Raw genomic sequence first — 24,218 nt, 5'->3', positions numbered from 1 at the left:
GAATCGAGCAGCTGTGCGACTTTCCCGCGATCACGACGACGAACGGGCGGCCGGACCGCCGAGAGCGCTGATCAACTTCGCACCGGAGGGCGCACAGCTGCTTGACGCGAGGGGAACGATCGACCACCTGATCGCGGCCGGGCTGATGTCGACGGAGCGCCTGGTCCGCGAGGGGGTGACCGTGACCGACAAGTCCAGCCGGTGCCGGACGTTCGTCGTCCGTTCGGGAACATCCGGATACGTGGTCAAGCAGGGCACCAACAGCGAGACAGTGCAATCGGTGCACAACGAGGCCGAGGCCTACTCCCGGCTGGACGGGCTCCGGGAATCCGTGCCCATCCCGCGCCTGTACTCGTTCCACGACGGCTGTCTGGTGACCGAGTGCGTGCCCGGCACCACGCTGGCCGACAGCATCAACCGTGACCCCGGCGTGCATGCCGGGCGCGCGGCGGACGTGGCGGGCGTGCTGGCCCGACTGCACCGCAGCGCCGGTGACCTGCCGACCATCCCACCGGCCCGCCCCTCGCCGGTCTTCCTGCTGGTCAGCCCGCCACTGACCGCCTTTCAGTTCCACAGCCACGGCACGCACCAGCTGACCCGGCTGGTCCAGGCCGACAAAGCGCTCGTGGCGGGGCTGCTGCTGCTGTACTCGCGGTGGCGGGCCGGCCACCAGATCCACAACGACCTGCGACCTGAGAACATCATCGTGACCCCCGACGGGGACCTCGTCGTCATCGACTGGGAACTGGCCGGCCGCGGTGACCCGTTGTGGGACCTCGGTGCACTCGTGGCCGAGCACGTGATCGCGTTCCTCGAGGACGCGGACACCTGGACCCGGCCACCGGACCAGCGAACCGCGGCCTCAGCGGACCGGCTCGGCAAACTGCACACCGTCGTGCGGCACGTCTTCGACGCCTACCAGGACGGCACCAAGACCCTTTTGCAGCCCGCCGAACTCGTGCAATGGGTGGCGGGACGGATGATCCTGACCACGATGGAACGCTGTTCGACGGCCCCCGCGGTCTCGGCCGCCTGCCGGCATCTGCTGCAGGTCGCGGCGAACATCTTCCGGCGTCCCGAGGCGGGCGCCCACATCTTCCTCGGGGTGAGGCAGCCGTGACACCACTTCACCGGTCGGCCACAATCGAGCCGGACGCGGTCCGGCTGGATGCGCTCCGACCGGACGCGGACGGGATTGACGACCTGGCCGCCCGCGTACGCATCCACCCCGACACCGGCATCTCCTGGTTCGGCGAGACCGCCGTGCCCCCGCTGCAGGTCGCCGACGAACTGGTGCCGGACGCGCTCCGATCGCACCTGGCCGACATCATCTATTCCGCGCACTACGTCTTCGGCGCCCCTCGGCCGATCTCCGCCGTCGAGAACCTCTCACCTGCTCTCAGCAGCAACGCCGGCATGGTCCGCGAGCTGCTGTCGGCCTACCGCGGCGGGCGGTCCTGGCAGCCCACCTTCGAGCAGGAGACGGAGACCGATATCACCCTCTGGGGAGTCCGCTTCCTGCGCCCGGAACTCACCTCCGACGACCACAGTCGACGGCTGCCCACCGCGTTGCCGATGCGCTCACCGGGCTTCGTGTACTTCGTCGGCGACCAGGGGCCGCATGACATCGCCTCGACCGGCGAGTGCACAACCCGCCTCTACTGGAACGTCTCCCGGCGGGGAGCGCCGGAGTTGGTCGCCGGCCTCTCCGCGGCCCTGAACGACCGGTCGGAGCCGTTCCAGTTCAAGATCGCGCACAGCGGCCCGACCTGGCCGGAACGTGCCGACGTCGCGGTGCTGTACCTGCCGGCCAGCCGACTGGTGGCGCGCTGGAAGACGATCCTCGCCGTGTACGACGAGGTCCGCGCCGACCTGCGTCCGTGGACCCCGGCGTACACGCGCACGATCGCACCCGGTCTCGCCCTCGCCGACGACCCGGCGGGCGGACTGAGCTTCGGCCAGACCATCTCCCGCATTCTCGCCGCCGGCATCGTCGACGACCACATCCGCCACGGTTCGCGGTCCACGCCCGCGACGAGGGCCGTCAGCATCCGCCTGGCCTTGGCCGGAAGCGGTCGCCCGGCCGGCTCCACCCATCTCAACCCGGGCAACCGAGAACTGGACCTGCAACTGCCCGCCGAGCCCGGACCGCTTGCCGCCAGGCCGAGCCGGCCCGCCACCCTCGCGGCACGCCGCAGCACCCTCGCGGCCGCGCACCAGGCTGAGCAGCTCGCCGACCTGGTCGCCGGCCTCGCCGTCACCGCCGGTCACGGCTGCACCTGGTTCACCCGGGGTGCCGACCCGGATGACGCGACGGACCTGCGGACGGTCGAAGCCGAACTCTACGATGGCCTGTCCGGGATCGCGATGTTCCTGGCCCACGCGCACGCTGTCCTCGGCAAGCCCCGCTACGCGGAGCTGGCGGAGATGGCCGCGGCCAGCGCCCTGGACCGCCTTCACGCCGTCCAGCACCATCACGGCCTCTACGGCGGCCGGGTCGGCGCAGCGGCTACGGTGGCGGAGGTCGGGCGGACGCTCACCCACCGGGGCCTGCGCGACGACGCGATCGCATACCTGCTCGCCGCCGACGCCGTTGATGATCCCGACGCGGCCGAACCGGCCGAGGACGTGCGCCATCACGACCTGATCTACGGCATCTCCGGGACCGTCCTGGCCTACTGCTGGGCGGCACAGTCGGCTGGACCGGGCCGGGCCCGGCAACAGCTGCTGGACCGGGCAAGTGCGTTCGGTCAGCAACTGGCCGCACATACCCACGCCGAACTCGGCGCGGCGCCAGACGCAGGACCGGTCCCCGGCCTGGCGCACGGGCCCTCCTCCACCGTGCTCGCCCTGACCGAGCTGAGCCGCCTGGCCGGCGGGGTGGCGGACCTGGACCGGGCAGCGGCACTGGCCGTCGAGCACGAGCGCCGCCACTTCGACCACACGACACAGAACTGGCCCGGCGGCCCTTCGGGCGCCGAGGAGTCCCGGTTCAACTGGTGCTACGGCGCGCCGGGGATCGCGCTGGCACGGCTGGTCTTGGCCGAGGGTGCGGTGGCGACCGAGGACCTGACGCTCGCGGCGCGCGCCGTGGACGCGGCCGGCGCCCGCTTCCTCGGCCGGTCCGCCGACTCCTGCGCATGCCACGGCAAACTCGCGGTCGCGGGCGCCGCCGAGCTGATCACCCACCTCACCGATCTGCCGATGAACGCCGGGCGGCAGGCCCAGCTGCTCACCGAAGCATTCGAGCACTACCACACCGGCAGCGTGACGCGAACGGCTCCGGGCCTGATGACCGGGGCCGCCGGTGCGGGTCTGACCGCTCTGCGCGCATGCGCTCCACGAGACGTCCCGTCTCCCCTGTATCCCCTGTTGCCACGCCGACGAGAGGACAAATCATGAACGCGGCGGACGGACATCGGTTCGAAGCGACAATGCTCGCCCGCTTGAAGGAGGAGACGGCGAGCATCCCCGGAATCGACCGGTTCGCCAGCTCGGCCCGCGGTTTCGTCAACGGCGAGGTCTCCCTCGACGACGCGAGCCGGCAGATGATGGAGTTCTTCGACGGTGACCTGATCGGCGGCTCGGACGAGCGTCAGCGCCTGGTGGAGCTGGCCAAACAGCTCAACCCCCGCTACGGAACGGTGTCCGTCATGATCCTCACGTTCATGACGTGCAGCCCGGTCCTGTCCTGCGCCGGATCGTGCAATGAGTGATGGCGAACCCGCCGAGCTCGACGTGGTCCGCCGACTGCACGCCTTGACCGACCTGGTCACACCGATGGCGCTGCGGACCTTCGTCTCGCTCGGGCTACCGGACCACCTGCGAGACCGGCCGGGCACGGCCGCCGAGCTGGCCCAGCTGACGTCATGCAACGCCCGCATCCTCACCGGCATCCTCGAGCACCTCGCCTCGCGAGAGGTCGTCCGCGCCGGACCGGGCGGCCGCTACACCCTGACCGCACTCGGACGGGCCGCCTGCAGCACGCCCGCCCCTTCACCACAATCGTGGCTGGTCGACTCGCTACGCCTGGGCACGCTGACCGGCGATGTCAACCACAGCGTCGTCGCGTTGCTCGACGTGGTGCGCTCCGGGCGGACCGGCCTGGAGGAACACCACGGCGAGCCGGTCTGGTCCCGGGTGGCCCGCATGGACCTCGATCAGACGCGGACCCTGTTCGGGCACCGGACCCCCGTCGTCGAGTTCGGCCCGATCGAGAAGCTGGTCCGGGCCTACGCGCCGCGCACGGTGTGCGACCTGGGCGCCGGCACCGGGAGACTCGCCCGGGAACTGCTGACCCGGCGGCTCTGCTCCCACTGCCACGTGGTCGATCTGGAGCCGATGATCTCGCTGGCCGACGAGATGCTCGACGACATCGACCACCGGAGCTACAGCCTCCATGAGGCCGACTTCATGACCGACCCGCTGCCGGCGGCCGACCTCTACGTCCTCTGTGACATCCTCGCCGACTGGCCCGACGACGATGCGATCCACCTGCTGGGCGTCGTCCGGAAGGCGGCCGGCGTACGGCCCGCCGTGCTCGTCACCCAGTTGATCCTCCCCGGCGGCGCCGGAGACCTGTTCGACCCGACGGCCGGCCGCGTCCGCCTCGACATCGAGATGGCCCGGCCCGCCCGTACCGTCGAGGAGATCTGCGCCCTCGGGGCCGCCGCCGGGCTGCGGGTGGTCTCGACCGAGGCCGCCCAGCACCGCAGCGCCGTGCTCCTCGAGTCGGAATCGGCAACTCCGTGAGACCGGGCCGTTCCCGCCACACGGGGCCGGCAACCTGGGCCACCGTGCCAATGGTGCCGAGGAAGGCGGTCGTCACGGGCCGTCGGGCAGCGGGTCGCCCGGCTTGACCAGGTGATGCTGGTAGGCGAAGACCACCAGTTGGGCCCGGTCGCGGGCGTTCAGCTTGATCATCGTACGGTTGATGTGGGTCTTGACCGTCAGTGGCGACAGGTACAGCCGCTCGGCGATGTCGTCGTTCGACAGCCCGTGTGCGACCAGCAACAGGATCTGCCTCTCCCGATCGGTGACCAGCGCCAGCTGCGGCACATCCGTGACGGGCGGCCGGATGTGGGGGATCAACCGGCTCACCAGACCACTGGTGGCCCGCGGTGACAGCAGCGCCTCGCCGTCGGCGACCACCCGGATGGCGTTGACGAGATCGCCGGGCGCCACGTTCTTGCCCAGGAAGCCGCTGGCCCCGGCCTGCAAGGCGTAGATCACGTTGTCGTCGTCGTCGAACGTGGTGAGCACCAGCACCCGCACGCCGGCGAGGCGCTCGTCGGCGCCGATGCGGCGGGTCGCCTCGATGCCGTCCACGTGCGGCATGCGGATGTCCATCAGGACGACATCGACCCGGCCGCTGTGGCACAGCTCGACGGCCTCGGCGCCATCGGCGGCCTCACCGACGACCTCCAGACCGGGGTCGGCATCGATGATCATTTTGAAGCCGGCGCGGATGAGAGCCTGGTCGTCGGCGAGGAGAACCCGGATGCTCACGTCACGCCCTCTCGGCCGGGGTGGATGCGTTGAGGCGGTTGATCGCCCGATCGTCGGTGGGTAACTCGGCCTGAACCCGGAAGAGGCCGCCCGCGACCGGCCCGGCCTCGATCGTGCCGCGCGCGGCCGCGGCTCGCTCTCGCATGCCGAGCAGCCCGAACCCGGATCCGGGCCGGCCGTGGCCGTACCCGGCCATGCGGTTGGTGATGCCGATCTTGACGGTGTCGACGGTGTACTCGATCTCGAGGGTGGCGCCGCCGTCGCCGTAACGGTGGGCGTTGGTCAGTGCCTCCTGCGCGATGCGGTACGCCGCCAGGTTCACCACCGCCGGCAACGGCCGGGGCTCGCCGCGCTGCTGATGGCGTACGGCGAAGCCCACGGCGCTCAGCACGGTCAGCAGCTCATGCAGGCGTTCCACGCCGGGCGCCGGTTCGGTGCTCCGGATCTCGTCCGGGTCACGCAGCACGCTGACCACCGACTTGATCTCGTCCAGGACGGTGTCCGCGGCGGTGCGGATGTGCCCGAGCACCGGCCACACCTTCTCCGGCTCGTCGCGCAGCGCGTATCCGGCGGCGCCGGCGTGGACGCTGATCACCGCGATGTGGTGGGCCACGACGTCGTGCAGTTCCCGGGCGATGCGCAGACGCTCGTCCATCACCCGGCGGCGGGCCTCCTCGTCCCGGCTCATCTCCGCCTGCCTGGCCCGCTCGGTCACCTCGGCGACGTACGCCCGGCGCATCCGGGTCGAGTCCCCCGCCGCGGCGCCGCCGAAGACGAGCGCGAAGGTGGTGAACTGGTCGGCGGTCCACCAGTCGGCGACGTATACGACCGAGCCGGCGACCATGAGCGAACCCCACATGAGCGCGGCGTAGAACCAGGGCCGCCGACGCGGGCTCGACGCGGCGGCGGAGTAGGTCAGCACGCCGGCGAGGATGAACATCCCGTCCGGGGGCCGGGTCAGTGCGGTGGTGAGCATGAAGACGCCGGCGCCGGCCAGCAGAACCGGCACGGGATACCGGCGGCGGATCAGGATCAGCGCGGCGGACGCCACCGCCAGCAGCGCCGTGCCACCGTGCACCGGCGTCGGGCCCAGGTACAGCAGCAGTGCCACGCCGCTCACCGCCAGCAGCACATCGCCGAGCGGGCCACGGTAACGGTCGAGGTTCGGGAGCCTCCATTGACTCATCGCCGCGTACATCATCACGACGGTAGTGCGGCGAGCCGTTCCCATCGACCTCTTCCCGCGGTACCGAGCGCCACGAAGGTACCGCGTTCGCGGTAGCCGGACGCCTGCGCCGGCCGGACGACACACCCCGGCGCCGGCCGCGATCGTGAGACGGCCCCGGAACTCGGGCCTGACGACAAGAGGAGACGATCGTGGCAACCCTTCTGTACCGACTGGGACGGTTCTCGTTCCGGCGCCGGCGGCTGACGCTCGTCGTGTGGGTGACGCTCCTGGGCCTGTTCGGCGTGGGGGCGGCCCAACTGTCCGGGCCGACCAGTGACGAGCTGGCCATTCCCGGCACCGAGTCGCTGCGGGCGCTGGAGGTGGTGACGGACAAGTTCCACGCGGGCACGGACACCGCCTCGGCGAGGGTGGTGTTCACCGTGTCCGGCGGTGCCACGCTGGCCGGCCCGGATCAGCAGGCCGCCGTACGGGCCACGATCCGTGCCCTGCGCAAGGCGCCCCAGGTGACGGCGGTCGCCGACCCTTACGAGGCCAAGACGATCGCGCCGGGCGGGAAGACGGCCTACGCCAGTGTCGACTACGCGGTGGTGGCGACCGACGTGAACGCCGCAGCGCGCGAGGCGCTGGTCGCCGCCGGCGACACCGCGCGACAGGCCGGCATCGGTGTCGAGTACTCCGGAGAGGTCACCGAGCAGGAGGAAGCCGGCAGCGGCACCGAGGCTCTCGGCCTCGTCGTGGCCGCCATCGTCCTGCTGATCACCTTCGGCTCGCTCGTCGCCGCGGGCCTGCCGGTGCTGACCGCGCTCATCGGTGTCGGGATCGGCCTGCTCGGCATCCAGATCACCACCGGCTTCCTCGACCTGACCTCGAACACCGCCGACCTGGCCGTCATGCTGGGCCTGGCCGTGGGGATCGACTACGCGCTGTTCATCCTGTCGCGCTATCGACACGAACTCGCGCTCGGCCGTAGTGGTGAGGAAGCCGCCGGCCGGGCCGCGGGTTCCGCCGGTTCGGCCGTCGTCTTCGCCGGCCTGACCGTCATCATCGCCCTGGCCGCGCTCGCCGTGGTCGGCATCCCGTTCCTGGCCGCCATGGGCGCCGCCGCGGCCGGCACCGTCGCCGTGGCCGTGGTGATCAGCCTGTCCCTGGTGCCCGCGCTGCTGGGCTTCGCCGGTCGCAAGGTCCTCCCCCGGGCCCAGCGCCGCGGCACCGACCGGCCCGCCCGGACTCCGCTGGGCGAGCGCTGGGCCCGCGGCGTGGTCAGGCATCGCGTACCCGCACTGATCCTGTCGGTGGTCGTGGTCGGCGTGGTCGCGATCCCCGGACTCGGCCTGAACCTCGCGTTGCCCGACGACAGCACCGCGGCCGCCGGGTCCACCCAGCGCAAGGCGTACGACCAGCTGGCCGGAGGCTTCGGAGCCGGTATCAACGGTCCCCTGCTCGTGGTGGTCGAGGCCGCCGCCGGCCGGTCAGCGGCCGCGGGCGAACAGGCGCAGAAGCTCATCTCCGGTCTCGGGGGCGTGGTGGTCGCCACCCCGCCGGAACCGAACCGGGCCGGAGACACCGCCACCCTCAACGTCATTCCGCGGAGCGGTCCCCTCAGCGAGGAGACCAAGAAGCTCGTGCACGACATCCGCGCCCAGCAGGTGAACTTCACCGCGGCCACCGGCGGCGCGACCCTGGCCGTCACCGGCCGGACCGCGGTCGACATCGACGTGTCGGAGAAGATCAACGACGCGCTGCTGCCCTATCTGGCCGTCGTCGTCGGCCTCGCCTTCGTCCTGCTGCTGGTGGTGTTCCGCAGCATCCTGGTGCCGATCAAGGCAACCCTGGGATTTCTGCTGTCGGTGATCGCGTCGTTCGGCGCCCTGGTCTTCATCTTCCAGCAGGGCCACCTCACCGATCTGGTCGGCATCGAGTCGACCGGCCCGATCGTCAGCTTCATCCCGATCTTCCTGATCGGCATCCTGTTCGGCCTCGCCATGGACTACGAGGTCTTCCTGATCATCCGGGCCCGGGAGGAGTTCGTGCACGGGGCCGACCCGAACGACGCCGTGGTGTCCAGCATGAGGCACGGCGCGCGAGTCGTCACCGCCGCGGCGCTGATCATGATGAGCGTCTTCGCCGGCTTCGTCCTGGCCGACGACATCATCATCAAGTCGCTCGGGTTCGCCCTCGCGTTCGGCGTCGCGGTCGACGCCTTCCTGGTCCGCATGACCATCGTCCCGGCCGTGCTGTCACTGCTCGGCCGGTCGGCGTGGTGGCTGCCGAGGTGGCTCGACCGGATCCTGCCGAACGTCGACGTCGAAGGCGAGCGGCTGTCCCAGCGGCTCGCCGGCCGAAGGTCGCCGGCGGCTGATCAGCCCGGGCTCGGCTCCGCGCCCGGGGAAACCGTCGCCGCGCAGCGCCCGTAACCGGCTCAACACGGTGGGCCGCTGTCCGGCACGCGAGCAGGCGCCGGACAGCGGCCTGCGCCAAGGGTGCGGTCACAGCACTCGATCAAGTGACCGTTGCAGGGAGACCATCACCTCGTCCAGGTCGGCCGCGAACGCCGGATTGACCTGGGCCATCCCGGCGAACCACAGGCCGAAGGCCACGTCCCGGGTGGCGATGAAGTCGTCCAGATGAGTGAGATCGGGCAGCTCGCGGCGTTCACCGTAGCCATCGAGAAGCGCCGCACGGATCGCGGCGTAGTCGGCCCGGCCATGGTATTCCCACAGTGGAACCGCGATGTCGTAGAGCCAGTAACCGAATCCGCAGTCGTCGAAGTCGATCAGCCGCACCACATCACCGTCGAACAGAGCGTTCTCCAGGTGGAGGTCGGCATGGATCAGCCCGAAGACGTCCGGCTCGGATCCCAGACCCTCCATGACCGTACGCATCCGGCGCGCGACTTCATCGAATCGCGTACGCACCGGCGCCGGCACCAGGTCCCAGCACCCGGCGGCGGAAACACCGCCGTACTCCATGGTGTTGCCGAAGAACGTCTCCCAATCCCACCGCATGCGTACGAACCCGGATGGCGGAGCCCACACCGAAGCGTGCTCGTGCAGGCGGGCGAGGACGCCACCCAACCGCCGGAAGTGCACGGATCTCGGATGGGCGGCCCGCATCCGTCCGTTCTGCCAGCCGAGGACCGAGCACACCCGTCCGTCGGCGACGGTGGTCGGCTGTCCACTGTGGGCCCGGATCGGCGTGGGCACGCTCAGGTCGGTGTCTGCCTGCAATGCGGCCAGCCAGGTCAGCTCCGATCCGACCGCGACCCGCGAGTCGACTCCACGGCCGTGCCGGTTCGGCCGGTGTACGCGCATCAGGAATCGCGCATCGCGGGAGTCGACCCGGAACGTGGTGTTCTCGCCGTGCGCGATGAACGACAGGCGTGGCTCGTCGATCGGATAGTCCGCGAGCGCCCGCACGGCCGTGCGGCGGAGGCGTGCGACCTGTGCACGCTTCGACACCAGTGGCGGCATCCGCGCAACGTACCGCCCACGCCTCGGTGGCCGCCAGCACTTTGTCGGCGCCCGAGCGGACGTGCGACAACTCATGGAGATACTCCAGGAGTATGCCGGGCTAAGCTCGGCCCATGGCGGTGAACGAGGTGGCGGCGTCGTTGCTCTATCAGGTGATGGCCGTTGCCGGTCAGGTCATCGGCCGGATGCAGGAGGGCCTGGAGCGGCTTGACCTGACCGGCCCGACGGCGAACCTGCTCTGGATCCTGAACCCCGACGCCGAACCGCCGCCGTTGCGCAAGCTGGCCGCCCTTCTGCACTGCGATCCTTCCAACGTCACCCTTCTCAGCGCCAAGCTGGAGGAACGCGGGCTCGCCGAGCGACGCCCTCACCCCAGGGACGGACGCGTCCGGACGCTGGTGCTGACCCCCGAGGGCCGGAAGACGCGCGAGCAACTGCTCGGCATCGTCGCCAAGCGTTCCCCGTTCGCCGATCTCGACGCCGAGGAGCAGCGGCACCTGCAGTCCCTGCTGGGCAAGGCGCTCGCCGGCCGGTGAGTGGAGCGGAACACACGTACCCAATTCCTTGAGAAACTCATGTATGTTTTCAACATGGCTGTTGAAGCAGGTGCGCGCCGGATCCGGCTGACCTCCACCGGAGGCCCCGAGGTGCTTCGCGTGGAACCCATGTCGATACCAGCGCCCGGACCAGGGCATGTCCTCATCGCCACGGAGGCCGCGGGGGTGGCCTTCCACGACGTCACCACGCGGCAGGGCCTCACCCCCGGCGCCCTTCCCGAGGTGCTCGGCTTCGACGTCGTGGGCCACGTCGCCGGGGTGGGCGCCGACGTCACGGAATTCGCCGTCGGCCAGCGGGTCGGCGCCCTGATCGGCGCCGGCGGGTACGCGACCCATGTGCTGGCGCCGGCCAAGCGGGTCGCCCCGTTGCCCGAGGGTCATCCCGCCGAGGAACTCGACGCCCTGGTGCTCAACTACCTCACGGCCTGGCAGATGTTCCACCGGGTGGCCAGGCCCTCGCCCGGCCAGGCGGTGCTGGTGCTCGGCGCGGCCGGCGGTGTCGGGTCGGCGTTGAGCCAGATCGCCCAGGCGGCCGGCGTCAAGGTCTACGGCACCTCCGGTCCGGCCCGGCGGGCCCGGGTCGAGGCCGGCGGGGCCATCTGGGTGCGGGACGCGGCCGCGGCGCCCGCCCCGGTCGCGGCCACCTTCGACCCGGTGGGCGGCCCGTCGCTGGCACGCTCCCGCCGTGCCACGCAACCGTCCGGGGTGGTCGTGTCCTACGGATTCAGCTTCGCCACCGGCGCCGGTTACTCCAAGGCCGGGGCGATGACCCGCACCGTCGGCGCCCTGCTGCGGGCCAAACTCACGCCGGGCGCCCGGGTGGCCGTGCACACCGTGGCGCGGGCGGTCGACCGGGACCCGGCCGGCTTCCGGGCCGACATGGCCGCGCTGGTCGATCAGCTGACCACCGGAGCGCTCAAGCCCGAGGTCAGCACCGTGCCGCTCGACCAGGCCGCCGAGGCGCACCGCCGGCTCGAGAACCGCCAGGTCGAGGGCAAAGTCGTCCTGATCCCGTGAGCGCACCCCTCCGACCGACAAGGAAGTCGTCATGACCGTGGTCTTCATTCATGGAGTGCCCGAGACACCCGCCATGTGGGACGTCATCCGCCAGCGCCTCGATGCCGGGAGCGAGGTCGTGCGCCTGCCCGGATTCGGCATCCCCCGCCCCGCCGAACTGGGCGACAACGAGGCCTACGCCTCCTGGCTGGCCGAGCGGCTGCGCGAGATTCCGGGACCGCTGGATCTCGTCGCCCACGACTGGGGAGCCCACCTCTTGATCCGCGCGTTGTCGGCCTACGACGTCGACTGCCGGTCCTGGGTGGCCGACGCGGCCGAAGCCTGGCACCCCGACTTCGTCTGGGCCGAGGGCGCCCAGGTGATCCAATCGCCACAGGGCCCGGAGTTCCTGGCCGGCCTGACCGGACCCGGCGGCACGTTCGCCGAGTTCCTGCGCCCACGCGGCATGAACGAGGCGTCGCTGGCGGACGTCGACCGGACCTCGGACCAGGTGCTGGCCGACACGATGCTCATGTTCTACCGCGATGCCGTCCCGAACTTCTACCACTACCGCTCGTGGGGCCCGCGGATGGAGGCGGTACGTGCACCGGGCTTGATCGTGCACGGGAACGAGGACCCGTACGGCGACGTCGAGCTGAGCCGGCAGACGGCCGAGCGGCTCCGCACCGAGTTCATCGACCTGCCCGGCAAGTCGCACTACTGGATGCACCAGGACCCGGACGGCGCCGTCGAGCTGCTCCGCGACTTCTGGGGACGGGCCGCCGGGTAAGGCGCCTCGCCCCTCAGGCGGCGGAGCGCTCGCCGAGCGGACGCCGGCGCAGCTCGGTGCGCGCGATGGCCGGCGGCACGTACGCCTGGTCGAGCGGACCGGCGTCGGTGCCGGGCGGGACGATCTCGTCGATCCGGTCGAGCACCGCGTCGGACAGGGCGAGGTCAACCCCGGCGAGCAGGTTGTCGAGCTGCTCCATGGAACGGGCGCCGAGCAGCGCGGTCGTGACCCCGGGGTGTGCGATCGCGAACGCCATCGCGAGGTGCGGCATGGTGAGCCCCGCCTCCGCGGCGAGCGGGATCAGTTTCTCGACCGCGTCGACGCGGCGCTCATCGCTGAACGACCTCATCATCGTCGAGCGGCGGACGTCGCTGTCCTGCCCGCGGCGGACCCGGCCGGTGAGCATGCCCTGACCCAGCGGACCCCAGACCAGGGTGCCCACGCCGTACTGCTGCGCGATCGGAAGCACCTCACGTTCGATGCCGCGGTTGAGGATCGAGTAGGGCGGCTGCTCGGTGCGTGGGCGCTCGAGCCCGCGCCGTTCGGCCGTCCACTGCGCCTCGACCATGGTGGAGGCCGGCAGCCCGGACGTCCCGAACGCACGGATCTTGCCGCTGCGGACGAGGTCGGTCAGCACGGACAACGTCTCTTCGATGTCAGTGCCCGGATCGGGCCGGTGGATCTGGTAGACGTCGATGTGATCGGTCTGCAGCCGGCGCAGCGAGTTCTCCACGGCGGTGGTGATCCAGCGCCGGGAGGCCCCCTGATGGTTGGGGTCCGCGTCGACCGGACGGCCCACCTTGGTGGCCAGCACCACGTCGTCACGGCGGCCCTTGAGCGCCCGCCCGACGATCTCCTCCGAGTCCTGGTAGGCGTCCGCGGTGTCCACCAGGTTGATGCCGGCGTCGAGCGCCTTGTGGACGATGCGGATCGATTCGGCCGGCTCGTTGCCCATCGAGGTGGCGAACATCAACGCGCCCAGCCCGTAGGGACTGACCTTGATGCCGGTTCGGCCGAGGGTTCGGTACTGCATGGCGGTCTCCTGTTGTACTCTGCGATAACCGGAAAGCCCTTCCGGAACTGTAGCGGAAAAGCTTTCCGGTTAGCAACAGGAGGGAATCATGCCCGCGAGCGGCAGACGCGACGGTGACGCGCCCAGGCGTCAACGGGCCGACGCCACGCGTAACGTCACCGCCTTGCTGCAGGCCGCCAAGTCGGTGTTCATGAGCAGCGGCGTGGACGCGCCGGCCAAGGAGATCACCGACCTGGCGGGACTGGGCGTGGGAACTCTCTACCGGCATTTCCCCCGCCGGTCCGACCTCATCGTCGCGGTGCTGCAACATGAGGTGGACGAGTGCGTGGAAGCCGCCGGGCAGCTCAGGACCACCGTCGCTCCCTGGCCGGCGTTCACGACCTGGATCGAGCAGTACACCGAGTTCGTCGGCACCAAGGGCGGGCTGGCCACCGCGCTGCACTCGGGCGACCCGGCCTACAACGACCTCCCGCTGCATCTCCTCGACCGGCTCGAACCGGCGCTCGAGGTGCTCCTCGCCGACGCGGTGGCCGCCGGGCAGGCGCGTGGTGACGTCACCGCCCGTGACGTGCTCACGACCGTCGCTCTGATCTGCCAGCCGGTTCCCGGCGCCCCGGCGGACTTCAACCGGCGGATGGCCCGGGTATTCGTGGACGGACTGACGGCACAAGCGCCGTAACCCTCACGCCCAGCGCAACACGTCCCCGCCGGCGTTGAACCGGCCCAGCTCAGCACGCTCGCCGTCGGCCGCGGCCAGGTGGTCGCCGAGCTGCGGCATGTACGGCGCCACCCGGCCGGCGAACTCGTGGAGTCACGATCCAGGGCCAGCACGGCGGTCACCGGCGCGCCACGCGACTGCGCCCGGTTACGTTCGTTGAGGTGCGGTAAGAGCCGGTCAAAACCTTCCGGGGTACGCACGAACAGCACGCGCAACGGCTGGATGTTGAACATCGTCGGTGGCCATTTCGCGAGGTCCCAGATCTCGGCCGGCAGATCGTCGCCGACCGGTGCGGGCGCGAACCGTTTGACGGTGTGCGCGTCGCCGAACAGCAACCCGCGGCCGGCCGCCTCGAGCCCGCCCGCCTCGACGGAGGCCGGTGTCACCAGGTGCTCCTAAACGCGTCGCCCCATTCGGGGTCGTACTCGCGCAGATCCTGCGGAGGATCGACCGGCGGGCCGCCGGTGCCGGCCGGCGCCATCCGGCTCAGGGCGTCGACCTCCGCGCCTCGTCGTGTTTCTGCACCGCCATCGTGTCCGGCGCTCGCCGCGCGCCGTCATGGTGGCGCTCAGATAAGCGTCGCTTGCCGCGACGATCCGCAGATCCGGGTCCAGCGCCAGATAGAGCCCGGGAGCTGACTCGAAACTGCTGGCCACCCGGGCCACTGGAACCATCCGGGTCTCGGTGGTGGCGGCCTCGGGAGATGACGGAAGTTCGATCCAGACCCGCAGGCATAGGACACGGTGTGCCAGGGGACCGCTCTGGAAGCGGCCCGCCGGATCATCATCCTCGAAGATCAACCCCAAGAAGCCCTTTTACCACAACGAACACCATCAGCGGCGAGCAGGCGCCGCTTGAGCCGAGCATCGCGTCCTTCGCCACCAGGAGACAGCCTTCCGTCGTCGGCCGTGATCGGTTCTGCCAAAACCGGGAGAAAGCTCAGAACTGCGCTGGGGATGCCGATTGGTGCTTCGGTAGAGCATCCACGTCCACGGGGGTCGTCGTGAGTTCGGTGTCGGATAGCGGTCGGCCGGTGGGCACGTCCGGTCTTCTAGGGTTGATCAAGGACCGGTCGGTGATCACGAAGATCCTGACAGCGGTGCTGCTGGTCGCGACGATCGGTTCCGGGGTCGCGGTGTTCTCACTGGTCAAGATGTCGGCGGTCAACGACAGCACCGGCGCGGTGTACGACGGCGGCCTACAGCTGCAGAAGGTCGCCGAGATGCGCAACGCGTTCAACCGTGTCCGCACCGACGTCCTCGAACATCTGGTGGCTGCCGACGGTGCCGGTAAAGATGCGGCCGAGCAGTCTCTCGCCAAGAACGAGAAGGGTGTCGCCGAGTCGGAGAACGCCTACAAGCAGTTCCCCCTCGGCCCCATCCGTGTCGAAGCGCTGGCAAAGTTCGACGACGCCTGGCAAGAGTTTCTGAGCATCGTGAAGGGTCGGTTGCTGCCGCTGAGCCGCGCCGGGAAGCGGGCCGAGATCGCCAAGCTCCGCAAGACCGAGACGTTGCCGTTGATCGCGGAGATGCGGGAGGCGATGGACACCCTGGCCGCGCAGACCGTGGTCAAGGCGAAGGAAGAAAAGACTACCGCGCAGAGTGACTACACCACCTCCCGGACCCTGGTCGTGGTGCTGATCATCGTGGGTGCCGCACTCGGTGTGGCCGCGTCGATCGGGATCGCCCGGCTGATCACCCGGCCGCTGGCGCGCTGCGTGCAAGTTCTGGACCGGGTGCGCGGCGGTGACCTGACCGGACGCACCGGACTGACCGGCCGGGACGAGGTCGCCCAACTGGCCCAGGCGCTGGACGCTTCCACCGCCGCGATCGCAGGTATGGTAAAGCAAGTCGGCGCCAGCTCGCAGCACGTCGCGGCCGCCTCCGAACAGCTGTCCAGTGTCTCGGTCGAGATGTCCTCAGCCGCCGAACAGACCTCCGCGCAGGCCAGCAACGTGGCCACCCAGGCGGGGGAGGTCTCACGCAACGTGCAGACTGTGGCCGCGGGCGCCGAGCAGATGGGCGCTTCGATCCGGGAGATCGCCGGCAACGCCAGCGAGGCGGCCAACGTCTCCGCCTCAGCCACCCAGACCGCCAACCGCACCAACACCATCGTCGCGAAACTCGGCCAGTCGTCCACCGAGATCAGCAGCGTGGTCCAGCTGATCACCGCAATCGCGGAACAGACCAACCTACTCGCGCTCAACGCCACCATCGAGGCCGCCCGCGCCGGCGAACTCGGCAAAGGCTTCGCCGTCGTCGCCTCCGAGGTCAAGGACCTGGCCCAGGAAACCGCCCGGGCCACCGAGGACATCTCCCGCCGCATCGCGACGATCCAGGACGAGACCGGCCAGGCCGTCACCGCGATCGCTGAGATCACCTCGGTCACCTCACGGATCAACGACTACACCTCGACCATCGCCGCGGCCGTGGAAGAACAGACCGCCACCACGAGCGAGATGGCCCGCAGCGTCAACGACGCCGCCACCAGCGCCACCGACATCGCCTCCACCATCGACGGCGTCGCCCAGGCCGCCGACTCCACCGCCACCGGCGCCACCCAAACCCAGGCCACCGCCCAGGACCTGGCCAGAATGGCCGCCGAACTCCAGTCGACCGTCGCCGCCTACCAGGTCTGACCACCCCGACTCGATCTCCACGAACGGCCCATTGTGAGAGAAGATCCACTATGGCACCCCGCTCCGAGGTGCCACATCGGTAGGCCTCATCCGGCCCGAGGATGATCGGCGCGTCAGCCCCGGGCGGAGCCATCCGCAACTTCGCCCGACGAAACTCTCAGTCCGACGGCGCGGCGGAGCGCGGTCGGGCCAGTTATCGGCTTCGATGTCCTGACGGTGGGCGGCCAGGACAGCCGCGCCGGCGGCGCTTCCGCGAGGCCGGCGGTGGCGATGCTGTGGTCGCACCTGTGCCGTTGGGATGAGCTGGCAGTCGCCTGCCTGCGCGGTGGGCAGGCTGTGTTGGCGGTCGGCCGGGTGATCCCGCGCCGGGCCAGGGTCGTAGCCTTTTTCGCCGTGCAGCTTCGCGGGCCGTTTCCGCGGCGGTGGGTGCTGGCCGACGAGATCGGGAACGACTCCGGCAGCTCGTTCCAGGCGCAGCCGGAGTCGAGCACGTACAGGATCGCCGCGAGCGCTACGCGGTCGTCGATACGCCGCCGGCCGCCGCCCTGATGCCTTACTCGGGTGCTCGGGCAGCAGCGGCCGCGCGAGGTGCCACCACCCTTCCGGCCTTCCGGCCTTCCGGCCTTCCGGCCTTCCGGCCTTCCGGAAGATCTTGGACAGCGCCTGGCTGTCCCCCGGCTGACGGGGACAAGACCGATTTATCGCGCTCCCGGCCGGTCCGCGCGATACTGTGACGGTTCGATCCGGTCGGCAATGGACGGTCGCCATGTCTGCGGTTGGAGCGGTGCCGCCGCTGGTCGGGCGGTCGACGGAGCTCGCCCGGGTGACCGTGCGGCTGGAGCGCGCGGCCGGCGGGCAGGGCGGGATGCTGATGGTCGCCGGTCCCTCGGGCATCGGCAAGACCCGGTTGACGTCGGAGATCCTGGCGCTCGCCCGCGACGCGGGCTGGACGGTGCTCACCGGCGGGGCCCGGGTTCTGGGCAGCCGGCAGGGATACGCGCTGTGGCTGGACGTGCTGGCGCCGTACCTCGCGGGGTTGCCGCAGCCCGAGCGAACGCGGCTGGTCGACGGGCTGCCGGATCTGGGGCGGCTGCTCGCCGGTCTGCACCTGGCGCCCCCGGTGCCGCTGCTCGACGCGGCGCTGGAGCGTACCCGGCTGTTCGAGGCAGTGGCCCGGCTTCTGGTCCGGATCGCCGATCGCGGGCCGGTGACGGTCGCGCTGGACGATCTGCACTGGAGCGACCCCGGGTCGATGGAGCTGCTGCACTACGCCGCTCGAGGACTGGCCGACCGGCCGGTCCTGGTGATCGGCACCTACCGCACGGATGAGGCCGAGGCCACGCCGGAACTGTTCACGATGCTGCGGGACCTGAGCCGGGACGACCTGGTGGACGAGATCCGCCTGAGCGGCCTGGACGTGGAGGCGACCCGCGCGCTGGCCGCTTCGATGCTGGGCGGCGATCCCCCGGAGGAGCTGGTCACGAGCCTGGTGGCGCGCACCGTCGGCAGTCCGTTCATGGTGACGGCGCTGGTCGAGGAGCTGCGCTCGACCGGTGAGCTGTTCCGCAGCGGCGGTGCGTGGGTGGTCGGCCCGGGTGCGCTGCGGACCGTACCCGCGGTCGTCGGAGATCTGGCCCGGGCGCGACTGCGCCGCCTGGACCCGGCGCAGCGGACCGTCGTGGAGCTGGTCGCGGTCGCGGGCGCCGCCGCCACCGTGCCGGTGCTGGCGGACGCGTACGGCGCCGAGATCCCCGGCGCCGGTGCGGCGTCCGTCCTGGCCGCGGCCCGGGACCTCGCGGAGGTGGGCCTGCTGGCCGAGGAGATTGTGGACGGCACGGTCCGATACCGCACCACCCATCCGGTGTACGCCGAGGTCGCGTACGCCGGGCAGCCGGAGTCCATGCGCCGGCACCGGCACGCCGTGGTCGCGGCCGCGCTCGAGCGGCGGTACGCGGACGACGTACGGCTGCTCGCACCGCACTACCTGGGCGCTCATGACCAGGTCGATCCGGAGCGGGCCCTGGCGGTGCTCCACGCGGCCGGGAACCGCGCGCTGGCCGCCCACGCCGGCGCCGAGGCGGTCGATCTGCTGGCCGCGGCCCGGGGTGTCGCCCGCGCCCGGGGCGACGCGGCGCTCGGGATCACCCTGGCCGAGCGGCTGGGCGACGCCTGGTACAGCGTCCGGCGCACCGACGCGGCGGTCGAGGCCTGGTCCGAGGCGTTGGACGGCCACCGGCGGGCCGGCGACACCGAGGCGGTGGCGCGGGTCGCTCGCCACCTCGCCGACGCGCTGTGGGACAGCGGCGAGTTCGACCGCACAAGGCAGCTGGTCGCGGACGTCCTGGCCGCCGACCAGCCGGCCGGACCGGCTTCGGAGCTGCTCCGGCTGCGGGAGACGGCGCTCTGGCTGGCTCTGCGGACCGGCGACATGGCGGAAGGCGAGGCCCACGCCGCCGAACTGCGAGCGCAGGGCCGACGGTTCGGCTCGAACCGGGCCACCCTGCTGGCCGATCTCTTCGAGGCGGCGGCTCAACGCGATCGCGGTGAATACGAGGCCGCGCGGCGCGTGCTGCTCGATCGGTACGACGCCATCGTGGCGCTCGACGATCCCCTGCTGCTCAACATGGCCCTGCGTCCGCTCATCCTGATCGAGCTGGCGCTGGCGGGCCCCCCGGCGGCGTTGCGGCGCGGCGCCGAGGCGATGTCCCGGGCCCGCGCGTCGGCCGTCCTCGCCCTGGAGGTCAGGCCTCGTACGTTGATCGGGATCGCGCATTTCTTCGCCGGCGACTGGGAGGCCTCGTTGCGCGCGGCGACCGAGTTGCTCGCGGTCGGCCACCGGATCGCCAGCCCGCGGGCGGTGGCGGCGGGGCTGTCCGGCCGGGCCCTGGTGCTCTGCCACCGAGGTGAACTGGCCGCCGCCGCCCAGTGCCTGGCCGAGGCGCGGTCGGCCTTCGGCGGTGGGCGGCCGGCGGACCGCCACATCTTCAGCCACATCGAGACGCTGGACATGATGGTCGCTCTGCATCGCGATCCCGGCGGCGTTCCGGCCGATGCGCCGACCGCGCCCGGGCTGTTCCTCGCCGAGCTCACCCTGGCGGTCCATGGTCACGCCCAACTGGCCGCGGGCGACGTCGTGGCGGCGGCGACGACCCGCGATCGCCTGACGGCGGTCGGGCCCGGCGCGCCGTTCTCGCTGGCCCTGGCCGACCGGCTCACCGCATCGATCCACCGGGCGCGCGGTGATGTGGTCGCGGCGCGGGAGGCGGCGGCGCGTGCCGCCGCCACGTTCACCGGCCTGCACATGCCGTTCGAGGCCGCGCGGTGCTGGTTGGAGTGGGCCGGGGACGGTGATCCTCCCGGTGCGGTGGACACCGTCCAGAAGGCCCTGCGTGTCTTCGTCCGGCTGGGCGCCCGGCACCTCGCCGACCAGGCCCGGCACCGGCTACGAGCGCTGGGCGCCGTACCGGCGCCGGCCGATCGGTCGCCCCGGCCGGCCGGCGACCCGCTGAGCCCACGCGAACGGGAGGTCGTCCTGCTCGTCGCGGCCGGGCTGGGCAACGCGGAGATCGCACGCCGGCTCGTGATCAGCCCGCGCACCGTCACCACCCACCTGCAGCACGTCTACGCCCGCCTCGGCATCGGTTCGCGGGCCGCGCTGGTCCGCTACGCCCTCGATCACGCGGTGGTGGCCCCGGCGCGGATACGTAGCCCGCGACAGCCCGGTACGTAGCCCGACGGATAGCCGCGCCGGGGCAAGGGCCGGGAAGGTTGGTGGTGTCCCCGAACAGAGGAGCCGTCGATGTCGGCATCCACCTCCCGCGACGTCCTGATGCTGGCCGGCCTGAAGGCACCGGACGCCGGGGCGGCCGGCCGCAAGGCGACCACCCTGGCGGTGCTGCGCCGGGCCGGGTTCGACGTACCGGATGGATTCGTGGTCACCACCGACGCTTTGGATCGGGTGGTCCGTGCCGCGGGGCCGGACACCGGCCTGACCGCGGCCGGCGCGGCCGAGCTGGACCTCGACGAGGAACTGGCCGCTCGGATCCTCGCCGCCGCCGAGCGGTTGGACGGCGGCCCGTACGCCGTCCGCTCCTCGGGCGTGGACGAGGACGGCACCCAGGCGTCACACGCCGGCCAGTACCGCACGCTCCTCGGCGTACCGGGCGGCGCGGCGCTGCTGCGCGCGATCCGCCACTGCTGGGCGTCGGGCTACACCGAGCACGTCGCCGCCTACCGGACCAGCCGCGGGCTGCCGGCCGCCGGACGCGTCGCCGTCCTGGTCCAGCCGATGGTGCCGGCCGACGCCGCCGGTGTGGCGTTCACCAAGAACCCGGTGAGCGGCGACGAGCGCGAGACGATCGTGAACGCGGTCGAAGGCCTCGGCGACCGGCTGGTCGACGGCGCGGTGGCCGCCGACGAATGGGTCGTGCGCGACGCGGCCGCACAGCGCCTGACCAGCGACGGGTCGGCGATCGACCGATACTCGGCGCTTCGCGTCGCGGCGCTGGCCCGCCGGGTGGCCGAGCATCAGGGCAGCCCGCAGGACATCGAATGGGCGCTGGCCGGGGACCGGTTGGTCCTGCTGCAGGCCCGGCCCATCGTCACCGCCGCAATGGACGTGCCGGTCCCCGTCCCGGTCCCGGCCGAACCGCCACCCGGGTACTGGACACGCGAGGCCAGCCATGCGCCGCTGCCGTGGACGCCGTTCACCCGGGAGCTGCTCACCGCCCGTGCGCCCGCGATCGCGGCGATGTGCGCGGACTTCGGTTTCCTCCTCGAGCGCGTGGACCTGCGCGACATCGGTGGCTGGGAATACGTACGACTGGTGCCCCTCGGCGGCCGGGACCGCCGCCCACCACCCGACCTGCTCGTCGGGCTGCTGGCACGGCTGGTTCCGGCGGTACGCCGGCGGGTGCGCGCCTGCGTCGACGCGTACCGGACGGACCTGCCGGCCCGGCACATCACCGCCTGGTACGACCAGTGGCAGCCGGCGTTGAAGAACCGGACCAGCCTGCTCCTGGCCGCCGAGCCGTCCACCGACGACCCCGATCAGCTCGCCCAGCACCTCGACGATGCCGTGGCCCTGTTCGCCGCGGGCATCATGGCGCACTTCCGGGTGCACGGGGCGATCGCGCTGATGCTCAGCGAGCTCGCCGAGGCCTGCCGAGATCTCCTCGGCTGGGACGATGGGCAGACGCTGCGGCTGTTGTCCGGCCTGTCGGCCCGATCCACCGAACCGGCGCACCGCCTCGCCGTGCTGGCCGCGCTGGCCCGGGAGCGCCCGGCCGTCCGCGCGTTCGTGGCGGGCGCCGGGCCCGGCGGGCCGGCGCCGACCGCCGCCGTCGACGAGGAGTTCGCGGCCGGATTCGCCGACTATCAAAGGACTTTCGGTCGCCGCGCGCTGCGGTACGAGGCCGCCGACCCGAACCTGGACGAGCTACCGTGGCTCACCCTCAAACTGATCCGCGACCAGCTCACCCAGGGGTACGACCCGCAGGCCGAGGCCGCCGACCTCGACGCCGTCCGGACCTCGGCCGAACAAGCTGCCCGCGATCTGCTGGCCACCCGGAGCACGGACGACCGGGAGCGGTTCGACCGGGCCCTGTCGCGCGCCCGGCGGGCCTACCCGGCGCGCGAGGACAAGGAGTTCTTCACCTACAGCGGTCCCCTCGCCGTGGTCCGGCGGGCCGCCCTGGCGGTGGGACGCCGGCTCGCCGCGGCCGGCCAGATCGCCGCGCCCGGCGACGTGTTCTTCCTCGAACCGCCGGAGGCCGGCGACGCTGTCCGTGCGGGGACCGACCAGCACCAGCGGGTCGCCCGCCGCAAAGCCGAGCGCGCCTGGGTCCTGGCGCACCCGGGACCACCCTCCTACGGCCCCGACCCCGGTCCACCGCCGTCGATGGACCGCTGGCCCCGCGAGGTCGCCGCCGCGAACACGGCCCTGCTCTGGTACCTCGACCGCATCCTGGGTGCGGCGCCGGTGCCCGGCCGTCCGGGCCTTGTCTGCGGGCTGGCGGCCGGCCCCGGCCGCTACACCGGGCCGGCCCGGGTGATCGCCGGCGAGGACGACTTCCACCTGATCCGTCCCGGGGACGTCCTGGTCTGCCCGACGACCGCGCCGGTGTGGTCGGTGCTGTTCCCCAGCATCGGCGCCCTGGTGACCGACACCGGTGGCACCCTGTCCCACCCGGCGATCATCGCCCGGGAATACCGGATTCCGGCCGTCGTCGGCACCGGCTGTGCCACCCGGACCCTGCGCGACGGCCAGTTGATCACCGTCGACGGTGACGCCGGGACGGTGGCGGTGGTGGCGTCATGAGCACAGCCATCGGACCCGAGCCGGATTCGCTGCTCGGCGAGGTCGGCGAGTCCCTCATGATCGCCGCCGTCCTCGCGGCCGCGGACCGGCTGCGGGTCCTCGACCACCTCGACCGGAGCCCGGTCGATCCGGCGGCCCTCGTGGCCGACGGTGGCCTCGACCAGCGGAGCGCGCCGCTGCTGCTGGCGGCCCTGCACGGGCTGGGACTGACCACTCAGGACGGGGACGGCAGGTACCGGGCCGGCGAACCTGGGCTCGCCGCGGCGGCCGGTGTGCTGCTCGACATGTCCCGGTCGCTGACCGAGGTGCTCTGCACCGGCCGGCGGGGCCTGTCCGTCGACCGCCGGCAGGACGCCGAGCGCTACTACCCCGCCGTGGTCGGGCCGCTCGGTCAGGCCATGACCGGCCCGGCCGGCCGGGCCGCGGCCCTTCTCGCCCAGCACCGGCCCGCGTACCGGGACGTGCTCGACCTCGGCGCGGGCGCCGCCCCGTGGAGCCTCGCCGTGGCCCGGCGTCTGCCGGCCTGCCGGGTCACCGCACTGGACCTGCCGGGCACCCTGGCGATGACGCGGGCCGCGGTCACCGCCGCCGGGCTCGCCGGCCGGTATGCCTTTCACGCCGGCGACCTGTTCGCCGACCCGCTCCCGCGGGAGACCTACGACCTCGTCTTCGCGGCGAACCTGTGCCACCTGTTCCCCGCGGCGGTCAATCGGCGTCTGCTCCGCTCGGCCGCACGGCTCACCCGGGCCGGGGGAACGGTCGCGGTGATCGACATCCTGCCCGACGCCGCCGGCCGGCACCGGCGAGCAGTCGCCCTCTACGCGCTCACGCTCTACGCCCGCACGTCGGCCGGACAGCTGCACACCTACGACGACCATCGCGAGTGGCTGACCGCGGCCGGGTTCACCGGCGTCCGGCGCACCGACGTGGCCGGCGACCTCCCGCTCACCATGATCACGGCCGTTCGCGGACCGGCGGCCGACCCCGGCGACGAGTGAAT

The 24,218-nt window shown here is 71.7% G+C and carries 18 protein-coding genes and 1 pseudogene; 13 read left to right on the top strand and 6 right to left on the bottom strand.

Features of this window, described 5'->3' with window-relative positions:
- Positions 1–13 precede the first annotated feature (13 nt).
- The 4 genes from AB0M54_RS18075 to AB0M54_RS18060 are packed head-to-tail and all read left to right on the top strand — an operon-like array spanning position 14 to position 4,752.
- The gene (locus AB0M54_RS18075) at positions 14–1,120 is read left to right on the top strand and encodes a phosphotransferase (RefSeq protein WP_364472505.1); all 1,107 of its coding nucleotides are present in this window, start codon (positions 14–16) and stop codon (positions 1,118–1,120) included.
- Positions 1,117–3,402, top strand: a complete 2,286-nt coding sequence (locus tag AB0M54_RS18070) for a lanthionine synthetase LanC family protein (protein WP_364472503.1) — start codon at positions 1,117–1,119, stop codon at positions 3,400–3,402. The genes AB0M54_RS18075 and AB0M54_RS18070 overlap by 4 nt, the downstream gene beginning before the upstream one ends.
- Positions 3,399–3,716, top strand: a complete 318-nt coding sequence (locus AB0M54_RS18065; protein WP_364324455.1) for a hypothetical protein — start codon at positions 3,399–3,401, stop codon at positions 3,714–3,716. Before AB0M54_RS18070 ends, AB0M54_RS18065 begins: the two co-directional genes overlap by 4 nt.
- On the top strand, positions 3,709–4,752 hold the full coding sequence (locus tag AB0M54_RS18060) for a methyltransferase (protein ID WP_364472501.1): 1,044 nt from the start codon (positions 3,709–3,711) through the stop codon (positions 4,750–4,752). The genes AB0M54_RS18065 and AB0M54_RS18060 overlap by 8 nt, the downstream gene beginning before the upstream one ends.
- A 72-nt stretch (positions 4,753–4,824) precedes the next feature.
- Here the strand turns inward: AB0M54_RS18060 and AB0M54_RS18055 are convergent, their stop codons facing one another.
- The gene (locus AB0M54_RS18055) at positions 4,825–5,508 is read right to left on the bottom strand and encodes a response regulator transcription factor (RefSeq protein WP_364324449.1); all 684 of its coding nucleotides are present in this window, start codon (positions 5,506–5,508) and stop codon (positions 4,825–4,827) included.
- 1 nt (position 5,509) lies between these two features.
- A complete protein-coding gene (locus AB0M54_RS18050) occupies positions 5,510–6,694 on the bottom strand; it encodes a histidine kinase (RefSeq protein ID WP_364472499.1) in 1,185 nt (394 codons plus the stop codon).
- 191 nt (positions 6,695–6,885) lie between these two features.
- Between AB0M54_RS18050 and AB0M54_RS18045 the strand changes: the two genes are divergently transcribed.
- The gene (locus tag AB0M54_RS18045) at positions 6,886–9,111 is read left to right on the top strand and encodes an MMPL family transporter (RefSeq protein ID WP_364472497.1); all 2,226 of its coding nucleotides are present in this window, start codon (positions 6,886–6,888) and stop codon (positions 9,109–9,111) included.
- A 72-nt stretch (positions 9,112–9,183) separates the two neighbouring features.
- Here AB0M54_RS18045 and AB0M54_RS18040 read toward each other — a convergent pair whose 3' ends face one another.
- The gene (locus tag AB0M54_RS18040; RefSeq protein WP_364472495.1) at positions 9,184–10,167 is read right to left on the bottom strand and encodes a phosphotransferase; all 984 of its coding nucleotides are present in this window, start codon (positions 10,165–10,167) and stop codon (positions 9,184–9,186) included.
- 113 nt (positions 10,168–10,280) lie between these two features.
- On the opposite strand from AB0M54_RS18040, the gene AB0M54_RS18035 reads away from it, so the two are divergent.
- Genes AB0M54_RS18035 through AB0M54_RS18025 form a run of 3 tightly spaced genes read left to right on the top strand, consistent with a single transcriptional unit; the run spans position 10,281 to position 12,510 of the window.
- A complete protein-coding gene (locus tag AB0M54_RS18035; protein WP_364472493.1) occupies positions 10,281–10,703 on the top strand; it encodes a MarR family transcriptional regulator in 423 nt (140 codons plus the stop codon).
- A 54-nt stretch (positions 10,704–10,757) separates the two neighbouring features.
- The gene (locus tag AB0M54_RS18030; protein ID WP_364472490.1) at positions 10,758–11,741 is read left to right on the top strand and encodes a zinc-binding dehydrogenase; all 984 of its coding nucleotides are present in this window, start codon (positions 10,758–10,760) and stop codon (positions 11,739–11,741) included.
- Positions 11,742–11,772: 31 nt separating this feature from the next.
- Positions 11,773–12,510, top strand: coding sequence for an alpha/beta hydrolase (locus AB0M54_RS18025; RefSeq protein WP_364472487.1), 738 nt, complete (start codon positions 11,773–11,775; stop codon positions 12,508–12,510).
- Positions 12,511–12,523: 13 nt separating this feature from the next.
- On the opposite strand, the gene AB0M54_RS18020 is transcribed toward AB0M54_RS18025, so the two are convergent.
- Positions 12,524–13,543, bottom strand: coding sequence for an aldo/keto reductase (locus AB0M54_RS18020; RefSeq protein ID WP_364472484.1), 1,020 nt, complete (start codon positions 13,541–13,543; stop codon positions 12,524–12,526).
- 163 nt (positions 13,544–13,706) lie between these two features.
- Between AB0M54_RS18020 and AB0M54_RS18015 the strand changes: the two genes are divergently transcribed.
- Positions 13,707–14,222, top strand: a complete 516-nt coding sequence (locus tag AB0M54_RS18015) for a TetR/AcrR family transcriptional regulator (protein WP_364472703.1) — start codon at positions 13,707–13,709, stop codon at positions 14,220–14,222.
- A gap of 227 nt (positions 14,223–14,449) precedes the next feature.
- Here AB0M54_RS18015 and AB0M54_RS18010 read toward each other — a convergent pair.
- Positions 14,450–14,647: pseudogene (locus tag AB0M54_RS18010) on the bottom strand (malonic semialdehyde reductase); the annotation flags it as partial.
- A gap of 689 nt (positions 14,648–15,336) precedes the next feature.
- Here AB0M54_RS18010 and AB0M54_RS18005 point away from each other — a divergent pair.
- Positions 15,337–16,899, top strand: coding sequence for a methyl-accepting chemotaxis protein (locus AB0M54_RS18005; RefSeq protein WP_364472481.1), 1,563 nt, complete (start codon positions 15,337–15,339; stop codon positions 16,897–16,899).
- A gap of 113 nt (positions 16,900–17,012) precedes the next feature.
- Here the strand turns inward: AB0M54_RS18005 and AB0M54_RS18000 are convergent, their stop codons facing one another.
- The gene (locus tag AB0M54_RS18000) at positions 17,013–17,597 is read right to left on the bottom strand and encodes a transposase (protein WP_364472702.1); all 585 of its coding nucleotides are present in this window, start codon (positions 17,595–17,597) and stop codon (positions 17,013–17,015) included.
- 68 nt (positions 17,598–17,665) lie between these two features.
- Here AB0M54_RS18000 and AB0M54_RS17995 point away from each other — a divergent pair, with 68 nt between their 5' ends.
- The 3 genes from AB0M54_RS17995 (at position 17,666) to AB0M54_RS17985 (ending at position 24,216) form a co-directional block, all read left to right on the top strand.
- Positions 17,666–20,629 carry an AAA family ATPase gene (locus AB0M54_RS17995; RefSeq protein WP_364472478.1) on the top strand — a complete coding sequence of 988 codons (2,964 nt, stop codon included), beginning with the start codon at positions 17,666–17,668 and terminating at the stop codon, positions 20,627–20,629.
- A 69-nt stretch (positions 20,630–20,698) separates the two neighbouring features.
- Positions 20,699–23,218 carry a PEP/pyruvate-binding domain-containing protein gene (locus AB0M54_RS17990; protein ID WP_364324414.1) on the top strand — a complete coding sequence of 840 codons (2,520 nt, stop codon included), beginning with the start codon at positions 20,699–20,701 and terminating at the stop codon, positions 23,216–23,218.
- Positions 23,215–24,216 carry a class I SAM-dependent methyltransferase gene (locus AB0M54_RS17985; RefSeq protein WP_364472475.1) on the top strand — a complete coding sequence of 334 codons (1,002 nt, stop codon included), beginning with the start codon at positions 23,215–23,217 and terminating at the stop codon, positions 24,214–24,216. The genes AB0M54_RS17990 and AB0M54_RS17985 overlap by 4 nt, the downstream gene beginning before the upstream one ends.
- The last annotated feature ends 2 nt before the right edge of the window (positions 24,217–24,218 follow it).

The organism is Actinoplanes sp. NPDC051470 (assembly GCF_040682035.1).
Taxonomy (GTDB): Bacteria; Actinomycetota; Actinomycetes; order Mycobacteriales; family Micromonosporaceae; genus Actinoplanes.
Note: the sequence above shows the minus strand (reverse complement) of the source record. Positions and strands in the feature narration are given on the sequence as shown.

Coding starts and splice junctions, on each gene's coding strand:
- AB0M54_RS18065 (WP_364324455.1), top strand. CDS start 3,399: ATGAACGCGGCGGACGGACATCGGTTCGAAGCGACAATGCTCGCCCGC.
- AB0M54_RS18060 (WP_364472501.1), top strand. CDS start 3,709: ATGAGTGATGGCGAACCCGCCGAGCTCGACGTGGTCCGCCGACTGCAC.
- AB0M54_RS18050 (WP_364472499.1), bottom strand. CDS start 6,694: ATGAGTCAATGGAGGCTCCCGAACCTCGACCGTTACCGTGGCCCGCTC.
- AB0M54_RS18040 (WP_364472495.1), bottom strand. CDS start 10,167: ATGCCGCCACTGGTGTCGAAGCGTGCACAGGTCGCACGCCTCCGCCGC.
- AB0M54_RS18035 (WP_364472493.1), top strand. CDS start 10,281: ATGGCGGTGAACGAGGTGGCGGCGTCGTTGCTCTATCAGGTGATGGCC.
- AB0M54_RS18030 (WP_364472490.1), top strand. CDS start 10,758: ATGGCTGTTGAAGCAGGTGCGCGCCGGATCCGGCTGACCTCCACCGGA.
- AB0M54_RS18025 (WP_364472487.1), top strand. CDS start 11,773: ATGACCGTGGTCTTCATTCATGGAGTGCCCGAGACACCCGCCATGTGG.
- AB0M54_RS18020 (WP_364472484.1), bottom strand. CDS start 13,543: ATGCAGTACCGAACCCTCGGCCGAACCGGCATCAAGGTCAGTCCCTAC.
- AB0M54_RS17995 (WP_364472478.1), top strand. CDS start 17,666: ATGTCTGCGGTTGGAGCGGTGCCGCCGCTGGTCGGGCGGTCGACGGAG.
- AB0M54_RS17990 (WP_364324414.1), top strand. CDS start 20,699: ATGTCGGCATCCACCTCCCGCGACGTCCTGATGCTGGCCGGCCTGAAG.
- AB0M54_RS17985 (WP_364472475.1), top strand. CDS start 23,215: ATGAGCACAGCCATCGGACCCGAGCCGGATTCGCTGCTCGGCGAGGTC.